This window comes from Roseitranquillus sediminis (assembly GCF_016918935.1).
GTDB lineage: Bacteria > Pseudomonadota > Alphaproteobacteria > Rhodobacterales > Rhodobacteraceae > Roseitranquillus > Roseitranquillus sediminis.
In genome coordinates, this window is the sequence record NZ_JAFFOB010000025.1 from 182,771 (window position 1) to 194,306 (window position 11,536).

The following is an 11,536-nucleotide window of genomic DNA, read 5'->3' on the forward strand; positions in this document are numbered from 1 at the left end:
GAGGGCGCATGTGCGCGAGGTCAGCGACGGAACGTGAAGCTGCGGCCGATCGTGACGAAGACGGAGTTGGAGAAGGCGTCCTCGTCATCCTCGATGTTGACGCGGCCGCGGTATCCGAAGGTCATGTCCCAGTCGGGCGTGATCGAGCGGCTGAGCGAGGCTGTCAGCGCCGCCTCGGTCAGGTCCTGCTGATCGTCCGCTGTCGTCTCCTCGATCTGCGCGACGTCGAGCGAGAGCGAGACCGAACTCAGCGGCGTGATCTCCTTGCTGTAGGTCATGTCGACCGCGGTCAGCAGCTCCTCCTCGTCGAGCGTGTCCACCGTCACGCCTCGCCGAACGGCCGCACGGAAGGCGCCGTCCCTGAGATCGCGCGTGTAGGTGAGGGCGAAGGTCGTCTGCGCCTCCCCGTCCTCGCCACGGGTCAGGCCCATCTGGGCGCGCAGGCTCGCGTCCCTGAGCTCAAGCGAGCGGCCGAAGCTGAGGTCTGTCCGAAACTCGCCGTCGCTGAGGCGGCGGTCGATGCCGCCGAACCAGGTCCCGTCCGGCACAGTCTTGATGAAGGAGAAGTCGGCGGTAAGGCCGGTCGTCTCGGAGGAGGCGTCGCCACCCGCGTCCTCGACCTCCTGTGTGCTGCGCGAGGCGCCGACACTCGTGTCAAACTCAAACGTCTCGGAAAGCGCGCGCGAGTAGCCGAGGGAGAGGCGATACTCTTCCTCGCGCTCGTCGGTCGTGCCCGTGTATTCGGCCTGCCGGGTCGAGAGGCTCACGCGTCCCGACGAGATCTCCGAAAAGCGCAGCGTGCTCGTCACGCTGGCGCTGTAGATCTCGCTGTCCTGCAGACTGGGGTCGTCGTTGTCGGTGTAGCTGCGCGCGCGGTAGTCCAAGCTGTAGGCCATCCCTAGAGGCCGTTCGAGTCCGGTCTCCAGGGCGGCGCCGAACCCGTACTCGGTAAGGTAGCCGTCAGACTGCGAGAAACCGGCCTCGTCGATGATCGTGTCTTCGTCTTCGTCGAGGAAGAACGGCTCGAGGAACTCGATCTGTCGGCGGCGATAGTTGGCATTCAGCGAGACCGCCGCGTTGCGGACCGCCCGGCCGTAGGTCAACCGGAATGTCGGCTCCGTCAGCGAACCGTCCGAGCCATCGCTCTGCGGCATGCGCAAGTCCGTTCCGAAGCGCAGCGCGATGTTCTGCAACCGCGTCTCGGACAGCAGTGCGATCCCGAGGCTGTGGATCGACTGGAACGTCAGATCCTGCTCGTCGGGCTCGAGCCGCGGGTTGGTGTCGAGCTCGAAGCGCGACTGATAGTTGAGCTCCAGCCGCGGCCCTGCGGCGGGCGCGACGCCGGCTGGCACCTGCCCGAGACCCTGACCCGCAAGCGCGAACGAGCCGAAGACGGTCAGGAACGTGACCGCCCCGACCTTGGGAGCTGGCACGAGCACGCCGGCTACTCGAAGAGGCCGCGTTCCGGCGCCACGACGACGTCGCCCGACCGCAGGACGAGCTGGCCGCTCATCCGGCCTCCGCGTTCGATGGCGTCGTAGTTGAAGCGATAGATCGTCTCCCGCCCGGTCCGGGCGTCCATGCGCCGGAGCTGGATGCGCTTCGTCGCCGCAAACCGGCTGAAGCCGCCCGACGCGGCAAGGAACTGCAGCAGGGTCGTGCCCGGCTCGATGTCGAAGCGACCGGGATTGGCGAATTCGCCGATGGCGTAGACGTCGATGGTGGGCGCTGCCGCCTCCGGTCCGGCGATCTCGGGTGCCTGCGGCGCGAGCCGCGAGACGGAGACGAAGACGGTGGGCTCGGTGGCGAAGTTGGGCGCGAGCGCGGACGAGAGTGCGTCCCTGAACTGGTCGAGGCTCCGCCCTGCCGCACCGAGCGTTCCCGCCAGCGGGAAGGCGATCTGTCCGTCGGGGAGAACCAGCGTGCTGCGATTGAGGCTCGGATCCTCGAGAACCTCGATCTGGAGCACATCGCCGCTCTGGATCTGGTAGGAGCCCTGCGCAAGAGCTCCGCCCGCGAAGAATACGACCGAGAGAGCCGCAAGAAGATACCTGATCATGACGTCGACCTGCCGTTTGTTTCGACGCACGCTACGACGGGATCCGCCGGAACCTTAAGAGGAATGGCCGTCTTCGATCTCGTCGCAGGCCTTTTCTTGCACGGCTGTTACGGTGCAGCCACACCTACTGCGCCGCCGCGTCCTCCGCCTGAATCTCCTCAAGCCTCGCACGCGCGTCGGCGACGTGCGGCGCGCCCTCGACCGCAAGCTCGATCGAGCGTTCGAGCGCCGCGGCGGCCTCATCGAAACGCTCGAGCGCCGCGTAGGTCAGGCCTAGATGGTATTGGACTGCCGGGTCCTCGCTGAGCGCCTCCGCGGCCGGCTCGAGATGATCAAGCGCGAGCGGATAGTCCTGTCGGAGGTAGGCGAGCCACCCGAACGTGTCCTGGAACGCGGGCACATCGCTGTCCCGCAGCCGGCGCGCCACCGTCCAGGCCCGGTTGATGCTCTCGGGATCGTCGCGCAGGGTCGAGAGCAGACTGGCATAGTTGTTCGCGATGATCGGCGCCGAGCTGTTCTCCTCGTAGAGCTGAGCGTAAATCTGCAGCGCGGCCTCGTCGTCGCCCTGCGCCTGCAGCTCGCTCGCCTGAATCCAGAGCAGGTCGGGATCGGACGGATTGGCCGCGAGCGCCCGCTCCAGCGTCGCCCGCGCGTCGTCCTCGCGACCTGCGCGCGACTGGAGCACATAGAGCGCGCGCCAGACGGCGACCGATTCTGGATTCTCCTCGACGAGGTCGACGTAGCTCTTTTCGGCCGTCCCGGCGTCGCCGCTCAGCTCGGCAAGCGACGCGCGCACGAAGCGGAACCAGCGATTGTCCGGCTCTTCTTCGAGCAGTGCCTCGACGTAGGCAGTCGCGGCATCGATGTTGCCGTTCTCGATGTGCGACTGGACGATCCCCATGCGCGCACCTAGTCCGCCACGGCCCTCGTCGATGAGCTGCTGCAGAAAATTGACGACTTCCGTTGACTGTCCGCGGCCTGTCAGGATCTGCGCCTGCAGCGAGTCGGCGAAGGCGGACGCCTCCGCGATGTCCAGCGATTGCAGCGTGCGGACCACCTGTTCCGCACGGCTCCAATCTCCCTGCCGGATGTGGGTGGCACCGAGGAGGCGAAGCATCGCAGGGTGGTTCGGGTTCAACCTCAGACTGTTGATCAGGGTCCGTTCCGCGACGCTGACATTGCCCTCGCCCAGAAGGAATTCGGCATAGCGGATGCTTTCCGCCGGCGCCCTATTCGACGCTTCGACGGCAAGTGACAGCATCTCGCCCATCAACTGGCGGTTACCGGCCCGCTCATGAGCCTGCGCCATCAGCGTCATCAGCTCGGGGTCGCGCGGGCTCTGGTCCAGGGCGCGGCGCAGGGTGAGTATGGCCTGCTCGATCTCATCGGCTTCGATCAGCCAGGTGGACTGCATCTTGATTGCCGCGACGTGACTCGGGTCGGAGGCGAGAACGTCCTCGACCAGCGCACGAGCGCCGACTTGGTTGCCCGTCTGCGCCAGCATCGTGGCCAGCGCGATCTTGACGTCGCGCAGTCGATCGGTCTCGGTCTCCGCCTCGTCCACCAGCGCCTGCAGTTCGGCGATGGCGCTTTCGCGCTCGCCCTGCTCAAACCGGAGACCAGCCCGCAGGGCGCGCAGCACCTCCGCTTCGCCCTCGCCGGCGGCTATCATGCGATCAACCTCGGCAAGCGCGACATCGATGCCGCGGAACCGCGAGAGGAACTCGATCAGCGCGAGGTCCATACCAGCAATCACGCCGGCCTCAACCTGCTCGCGCAGATACAATTCCGCTGCGTCCAGGTTGTTCTGCGACAAGTACCAGCGGATGAGGGTCTGCGGGATCGACTGGTCGTCGGGGAAACGCACCGCCATGTCGCGCAGCTGCTGGGCCACACCGTCCAGATCGCCAAGCTCCTGCAGAACGCCGAGCCGCATTGCGTAGAGCGAGCGCTGATCCGGCGCGATCTCCAGGCCCTCGTCGATCTCTGCCAGCGCCGTCTCCCAGGCGCCGGTGCGGGTCGCCTGATCCGCCACCAGTTCCTGCAGCAGATGCTCCTCGGGGAAGTCGCCTTGAAGTTGCGCCGCCTCTGCGGCGATCTCGGCCTGCGTTTCGGTATCCTCAGCTTCGACAGCCTGCCTGTAGCGGAGATAGAGATCAACGAGCTGCGCCGTCGCGTCGTCCGGCTGTGCCTGGACGAGAACGGCCCCGTGCCGCTCGACCTCCTGCCACTCACCACGATCGAGCGCGAGCCGGGTCAGGCGGCGAAGCGCCTCGATGTCGTCCGGGTACTGCTCCACGAGGCGCAGGTAGTGGCTATAGCCGGACTGCAGCCTGCCGCGCCCCAACTCCGCTTCGGCGAACAGGCGGCGCGCCTCCCTGTGGGTGCCATCGAGCTGGAAGACGTTGCGGAACTCGACAAGTGCGCGGTCCACGTCGCCGGCTTCGAGCAGCTCGACCCCCTGCTGGAAATGTGCCTCGGCACGCTCTTCGGCCGAATCGCAGGCCGAGAGCGCCAGAACCAGAGCAGCGGGGAGGGCCAGAGACCTGAACTTTGACATCGAATACAACCCCTTCCAAGCAGGCATCCGCCACGTCGCGACGTCGACCTCACTAATGGATCGCGCCGATTCAATGAAGAGGCATCTGCGCCGACGGCGGCGCAGATGCCTCACTCGCACGTGATGTGAACTGTCAGTAGCCGGTGCAGCTCGTGACGGTGCGTATCGTCCTGAAGAGGATAGCGACGTCCTGTAGAAGCGAGATCGAGCGGTCGTACTCGGCGTCATACGCCGCGCGCTCGGTAAAGGTGCATTCGTTGCGGTCGGAGGTCTGCCAGAGGCCGGTGATGCCGGGACGCAGGGCATAGTAAGAGGTGCCGGCGTAGATCGAGCGCTGGTTCACCATCATGGGACGGGGTCCCACCAGCGACATCTCCCCGCGCACCACATTCCAGAGCTGCGGCAGTTCATCGAGCGACGACCGGCGAAGGAAGCGCCCGAGGCGCGTCACGCGCGGATCATCCTTGAGCTTCTGTGACACTTCCCACTCGGCCTTCGCCCTGGGATTGGCGTCGAGGTACTCCATCAGCCGTTCCTCGGCGTCGGGCACCATCGTGCGCAGCTTCCACATGCTGAAGATGCGGCCATCTCGCCCGACGCGCTTCTGTCTGTAGAAGGGATTGCTCCCGTCCATCCCGACGAGAAGGGCGAGAAACAGCACCACCGGCACGGTCACGATGGCTGTCACAAGCACCAGTGTCGTCTCGATGAACTGCTTGCCGTAGTTTCTGTAGATGCCACCGCGCCGGTCTAGGACAATGGATGCTGGCTGGCTGTTCTTCTGAAGACTGCTGATATCGTCGGAAAAATGAATAGACATTCGACTCGCTCCGTACCGCCTACCACACGCACTCGTTCCAGACTGGCCTAATGCACAAACGCCAGTCTCGTTCCCTAGCGATGATCAAGTTACAGAAGTTGCCTCGACCTGACCATGTTTTCTTAAGGAACTGGTTACCATTTGCCGCTTGCGCGTGCAGCACCGCTGCCAAGAGCTTGAATAGTTGGCAACTTCTGGCTGAGCGCGGGGACGCCGCGCCGCATTACGGCGCACGTTGGACACGTAATCCGCGATGTTGCACGGGACGGGCGCACCCACAGGTTGAAGTCACCGGTGCGGTGGCGCCTGCACGCGACCTTCCGCCCGCTCGATTCGCAGGCGACGCCTCGCTTGCATTCACCGGAATTTAGCTTGATCCGTGAAAACACCTTGCCAACTGCCCTACCGGTGGGAATAGAGCGGCGTCCTGCGACGTGCCGAGCCGGAGCATCCTGCATCGCGTGCCGATGCAGCCAAGGAGTGACATGAGCGTGTGGTCCGATCCAGACCTGTATACCGAGTTCTTCGGGCTGAGTGAGCGACCGTTCACGCTGCTTCCCGATCCTGATTTCCTATACTGGTCGGACCAGCACAAGAGGGCATTTGCGGTTCTCGAGTACGGGATCCTCACGCGCGCCCCGATCACGCTCATCACCGGCGAAGTCGGCGCCGGCAAGACGACTCTTCTGCAGACCCTGCTGCGGAGCATAGATGACGATGTCACTGTCGGGCTGATCTCGAACGCCCAAGGCGGTCGGGGCGAGCTCATCTCCTGGGTTCTCTCGGCGCTGGACGTCGAGGTGCCGCCCGGCATGGACTACGTCGCGATGTTCCGTCTGCTGCAGGAGTTCCTGATCTCCGAATATGCGGACGGACGGCGCGTCATCCTGATCTTCGACGAGGCGCAGAACCTGTCGATGGAGGGGTTGGAAGAGCTGCGGATGCTCACCAACATCAATTCGAACAAGGACGAGCTGCTGCAGCTCGTCCTCGTGGGGCAGCCGGAGCTGCGGCAGATGGTCATGCGGCCCGAGCTGCGCCAGTTCGCCCAGCGGGTGGCGGCAAACTTCCACCTCCCGAAGATGGACGAGGACACGGTCCGGGCCTACGTGACACACCGGCTGCGCGTCGCGGGCGGCAGCGGCGGCGAGTTTGACGACGACGCGTGCGAGCTGATCGCCGAGGCGACGGGCGGCGTTCCCAGACTTGTCAATCAACTTGCGGACATCGCGATGGTATATGCGTGGACGCAGGAAACCCCGACCGTTACCCGCGACACGGTCGACCTGGTGCTGGCCGAGGGCCTCTTTCTCGGCGATACACACGAGCAACCCGAGCCTGACAGATGAACCTAGACCTCAAATACTACGCCTCCGTATTCCTGAGGCGGATCTACGTCCTGGTGATCATCGCGTTCGGCGTGACCGCCACGGCCACCTATGTGGCGCTCGAGCTGCCGCCGAAATACCGCGCCCAGGCTCGGCTCCTCGTCGAGTCGGCGCAGATTCCGACGGACTTGGCGGCCTCGACGGTAACGACGGGAACGGCCGAGCAGCTCCAGATCATCCAGCAGCGCCTGATGACTCGCGAGAACCTGCTGCAGATTGCCCGGTCGCACGGCGTCTTCGCTCGAAAGCCGCAGATGTCGGCCGACGACATCGTCTCGAGCATGCGCGCGCAGACCGACATGCGGCAGTCCGGAGGCGGCCGCGGTGGCGGCGCCACCTTCATGACGATCGGCTTCTCGTCGAGCGACTCCGACACCGCCGCACAGGTGGTCAACGAGTACGTGACGCGCATCCTCGAGGAAAACCGCGGCATCCGCACCGCGCTGGCGGAGCAGACGCTGGATTTCTTCCAGCAGGAGGTCAATCGGCTCGGCGTCGAGCTCGACCAGCAGTCGGACCGCATCATCGAGTTCAAGCGCCGCAACTCCAATGCCTTGCCGAGCTCTGGCAGCTACCTGCAGTCGCGTCAGACGTCATTGCAGGAGCGTTCCACGCAGATCGTCCGCGAACTGGGCGAACTGGAGGACCAGCGCGAACGGCTGGTCACCGTCTACGAAAGCGGCGGCAGCGTCACGAGTCAGCAGCAGCTCTCACCTGAGGAGCAGCGTCTGCAGAACCTGCGCAAGGAACTCGACTCGGCGCTGGTCGTCTACTCGCCGCAGAACCCCCGCATCCGGATGCTCGAGGCGCAGATCGCGCAGATGGAGGAGCGGGTCGCCGCCAGTGCGCCGGCCGCGTCAGTGAACGACGCAGAGACCGAGACGCAGGATCCCCGCAAGATGATGCTCGACATGCAGCTGGCGGAGGTCGACGCGCGCGAGGAGTACCTGCAGAACCAGCAGGCCTTCATCGAGAGCGAGCTTGCAGGCATCGCCGAGTCTCTGGAGCAGCTGCCTCAGGTCACCATCGCGATAGACGGCCTCGAGCGCGACTACGCGAACATCCAGAGCCAGTACAATCAGGCGGTGAGCCGGCTCTCGCTCGCCGCCACGGGCGAGCGCATCGAGCTTCTATCCAAGGGCCAGAGGATTGCGGTCATCGAGCAGGCGACGGTGCCGAACACGCCTACCAGCCCGAACCGCCCCCTGATTGCCGGCGGGGGCGCGCTGGCGGGCGTTGCGCTCGGCGCCGCGGCAATCGTGCTGCTCGAGCTTCTCAACCAGTCGATCCGCCGGCCTGTCGACCTCGAAAGAAAGCTCGGGATCACGCCGATCGCCACGCTGCCCTACATTCGCACGCGGCGCGAGTTGATCTGGAAGCGCCTCGTCATCCTCCTGCTGATCGCGCTCGTGGTCGTCGGCGGTCCGGCGGCGCTCTACGCGGTGCACACATACTACATGCCGCTCGACCTCCTGATCGAGCGCATCATGAACAAGGTTTTGCCCTGGGCCTGAGCGCCTCGGGACGGGAGAGTGGGAATGGAGCGACTTCAAGCAGCATTGGAAAAGGCACGGACTGCCCGCGGCGAGGACACGCGCCCTGTGCAGGCGAAGGCCAAGCGCGCGACGAGCCGAGGAGCGGTGCACGAGGCGTGGGAGGCCATCGAGCCGATCACGCTCGACCCCCGGCGGATGCGCCGGAACCGGATCGTCGCGCTCTCCGGCGGCCGCGAGGCGTCGCCCGTGGACCTGCTGCGGACCAAGATGCTGCAGCAGATGCGACAGAACAACTGGCGCCGCGTCGCCGTCACCTCGCCTGGCGCGGGCTGCGGCAAGACGACCGTTTGCCTCAACCTGGCGGCGAGCCTCTCGCGACAGCCCGAGATGAAGACGGTCCTCGTCGACCTCGACATGCGCCGCCTGGCGTTGGCCGATATCCTCGGCATTCGGGGCCGCGGCAGCTTCTGGGACGTGGTCGAGGGCCGCGTCAGCTTTGCCGAGCAGGCCGTTCGCATCGGCCAGAACGTCCTCATCTCCGTCAACACGCAGAAGGCGACGAACCCGTCGGAGATACTCAGCAACTCGGCCACGGCGCGTCTCATCGACGAGATTGAGGCCATTTACCGGCCGGACATCCTGATCTTCGACATGCCCCCAATGCTGATGACGGACGACAGCCTCGCCTTCCTCGACAAGGTGGATTGCGGGCTTCTTGTTGCGGCGGCAGAGAAGACGTCCGTGTCGCAGGTCGACGTCTGCGAGCGGGATCTGGCGGCGCAGACGAATTTTCTCGGCGTGACGCTCAATCAGTGTCGCTACTCGAGCGGGACGGGCTACGATTACAGCTACCATTGATGCCGGGCCGGACGGCCCGCAGTTGAGGAGCTGAAATGCGTATCCTGTTGACCACCGCTCTCGTTTCCTCCGCCCTCGCCCTTGCGGCCTGCGGCAACACCGCCACCGAACGGGCAGCGACCGGCGGCGTTGCCGGCGCCGTAGTGGGTGGCCCGATCGGTGCCGTGGCCGGCGGCACCGTCGGAGCAGCCACCACGCGCTGATTCCCTGCCGCGCGGTTGCGCTGGCGGGAAGCGAACGCTACGGCTCCGCCTCATGCCGCTGGACCCCGTCGACCTGACCGCCCGCCTGATCCGCTGCCCGTCCGTAACTCCCGAGGACAATGGCGCGATCGACCTTGTCGCCCGCACGCTTGCCGCCGCGGGATTAGAATGCCATCGGGCCGACCGCGACGGCATCGCCAACCTCTTCGCCCGCTGGGGCCCGCGGGGCCATCCGCGCACCTTCGGTTTCAACGGCCACACGGACGTCGTGCCTCCCGGCGACTCCGCGACCTGGACCCACGACCCCTTTTCGGGGATGGTCGCCGACGGAGTGCTCTGGGGTCGCGGCGCGGCGGACATGAAATCCGGTGTCGCCGCCTTCGTTGCGGCCGTCTGCGACCTGGTGCGCGAAGCACCACCCGACGGCGCCATCCTCGTGACCGTCACCGGCGACGAGGAGGGCGACGGCAAAGACGGCACTGCGGCCATCCTCGACTGGATGGCGGCGCATGGCGAGGGGATGTCCGCCTGCCTCGTCGGCGAACCTACCTGCCCCGAGCGCATGGGCGAGATGATCAAGATCGGCCGCCGCGGCTCTCTCACCGCCCGCTTCACGGCGACCGGACTGCAGGGCCACTCCGCCTATCCGCACCGCGCGCGCAATCCGGTACCCGCGCTCTGCCGCCTGATGGACCGACTTGCGACCGCCACGCTCGACGGCGGGTCAGAGCATTTCGATCCGTCCACCCTCGCCGTTACCACGATCGACACCGGCAACACGGCGTCGAATGTGATCCCCGCGACCTGCCGCGCCACGGTCAACATCCGCTTCAACAATGCCCAAAGCGGCGAAGCGCTGGCCAACTGGCTGCGCCAGCAGGCGGACCGGGTCGCATCCGAGACGGGCGTCGCCATCGACGTCGCCGTCCGCGTCTCGGGCGAGAGCTTCCTCACCCCCCCTGGCCCGCTCTCTGACCTCGTAGCTCAGGCGGTCGAGGCCGAGACCGGCGTGCGGCCCCTGCTCTCCACCACCGGCGGCACGTCCGATGCCCGCTTCATCAAGGACCACTGCCCCGTGGTCGAGTTCGGCCTCGTCGGCGCAACCATGCACCAGACCGACGAGCGGGTCGAGACGGCCCACATCCATCAGCTGAAGGCGGTCTACCGCCGCATCCTCGAAGGCTGGTTCGCGCAGGGCTGACGCGGTCCGGATGCGCGGCTCAGGAAGCCGCTGGCGGAATCCCTGCTCGAGGTTTCGACGCTGCGACAAAAACTTCTGACGCCCGGTTCAGGGAGAAATCCAGTGAGGAGGCGACTACGGAGAAGGAAAACTCGCCGCGCCTGAGGGCTGATCGGCGCCGCGTCGAAGGCGTACCGATGAGTCCCGGGGCGAGCAAAAGACGACGATCTGCGGGTCGTGTTCCAGTTCTAGATCCGAGCATGACGTTCCTTCTCATGGAAGCCTGGATGCTTCGATGACGCACAAGGCTCCGCACGACGCGGGGCTTCAGGACACCAACAGAGGTCTGTTTCGCGGCCATACGCTACATGGTGACAGTCACGCCGCGAGAGCGTCGACGGCCGGCCTCGCGACGAATGCCTTCCGTAGTCGGCCCGAGTTCGTCGAATGTGCTGCTGGTCGAGCTCCGTCGTGGGATGCGCCTGTCCGCAGTCAGCCATGGCGGCGCGGCGATGTTGGCGGTCGAAGGTGAGGCGGACCTTGGCTCAAACGGCGGGCTTGCGTCGTTGTGCGCGGAAAGCAGCACCAGGCAATCGCGCGCTCTTTGCCTCATCCCCGCCCCTTACGGCACCCTTGCGGAAACGTCTCGTCTGCTCCCCGACGTCCGTGCCGGATCAGAGCATGCGCCCCTCCCCAACGGAAGCGGAGTACCGTCGCGCCGCATCCGGTGCCCAGCGACGGCAAGCTTCCTGGCGACCGCGATCCTGGCCTTCTTCAGGCGGCCCCTTTTTGGAGCGAGCGCAGCTCTTAGCTCTCCGCCGACCTGACATGGACGCTCTTGAACCGCCTGATCGGATCAGGAGGCAGGCGAACGAGCCTCGTTCCGGTTGTACCCGTTTCGGTTCTTGGCGACCATTGCCGCCTTGGCATGGCACCCCTCGATACTGACGGCGCAAAAACCCGCCGCCGTAA

9 protein-coding genes are annotated in these 11,536 nt (G+C 65.8%); 5 read left to right on the top strand and 4 right to left on the bottom strand.

From position 1 onward, the window contains the following. Positions 1–20: 20 nt before the first annotated feature. The 4 genes from JM664_RS17105 to JM664_RS17120 form a co-directional block, all read right to left on the bottom strand. Positions 21–1,433 carry a hypothetical protein gene (locus JM664_RS17105; protein ID WP_227421135.1) on the bottom strand — a complete coding sequence of 471 codons (1,413 nt, stop codon included), beginning with the start codon at positions 1,431–1,433 and terminating at the stop codon, positions 21–23. Between the two features lie 11 nt (positions 1,434–1,444). Next, positions 1,445–2,059, bottom strand: a complete 615-nt coding sequence (locus tag JM664_RS17110; RefSeq protein ID WP_227421136.1) for a polysaccharide biosynthesis/export family protein — start codon at positions 2,057–2,059, stop codon at positions 1,445–1,447. A gap of 124 nt (positions 2,060–2,183) precedes the next feature. Next, positions 2,184–4,619 carry a tetratricopeptide repeat protein gene (locus JM664_RS17115; protein WP_227421137.1) on the bottom strand — a complete coding sequence of 812 codons (2,436 nt, stop codon included), beginning with the start codon at positions 4,617–4,619 and terminating at the stop codon, positions 2,184–2,186. A 133-nt stretch (positions 4,620–4,752) separates the two neighbouring features. After that, positions 4,753–5,439 (bottom strand): sugar transferase, encoded by a 687-nt coding sequence (locus tag JM664_RS17120; protein ID WP_227421138.1) that lies wholly within the window; start codon positions 5,437–5,439, stop codon positions 4,753–4,755. Positions 5,440–5,924: 485 nt separating this feature from the next. Between JM664_RS17120 and JM664_RS17125 the strand changes: the two genes are divergently transcribed. The 5 genes from JM664_RS17125 to dapE are packed head-to-tail and all read left to right on the top strand — an operon-like array spanning position 5,925 to position 10,585. Next, a complete protein-coding gene (locus tag JM664_RS17125) occupies positions 5,925–6,788 on the top strand; it encodes an ExeA family protein (protein ID WP_227421139.1) in 864 nt (287 codons plus the stop codon). Beyond that, complete coding sequence (locus JM664_RS17130; RefSeq protein ID WP_227421140.1) at positions 6,785–8,341, top strand: GumC family protein; 1,557 nt, start codon at positions 6,785–6,787, stop codon at positions 8,339–8,341. The genes JM664_RS17125 and JM664_RS17130 overlap by 4 nt, the downstream gene beginning before the upstream one ends. 24 nt (positions 8,342–8,365) lie before the next feature. Continuing rightward, entirely contained in the window at positions 8,366–9,181 is an 816-nt protein-coding gene (locus tag JM664_RS17135; RefSeq protein WP_227421141.1) for a CpsD/CapB family tyrosine-protein kinase, read from the top strand. Between the two features lie 35 nt (positions 9,182–9,216). Further along, entirely contained in the window at positions 9,217–9,384 is a 168-nt protein-coding gene (locus JM664_RS17140; protein ID WP_227421142.1) for a hypothetical protein, read from the top strand. A gap of 52 nt (positions 9,385–9,436) precedes the next feature. Next, positions 9,437–10,585, top strand: coding sequence for a succinyl-diaminopimelate desuccinylase (gene dapE / locus JM664_RS17145; RefSeq protein ID WP_227421143.1), 1,149 nt, complete (start codon positions 9,437–9,439; stop codon positions 10,583–10,585). Positions 10,586–11,536: the final 951 nt, after the last annotated feature.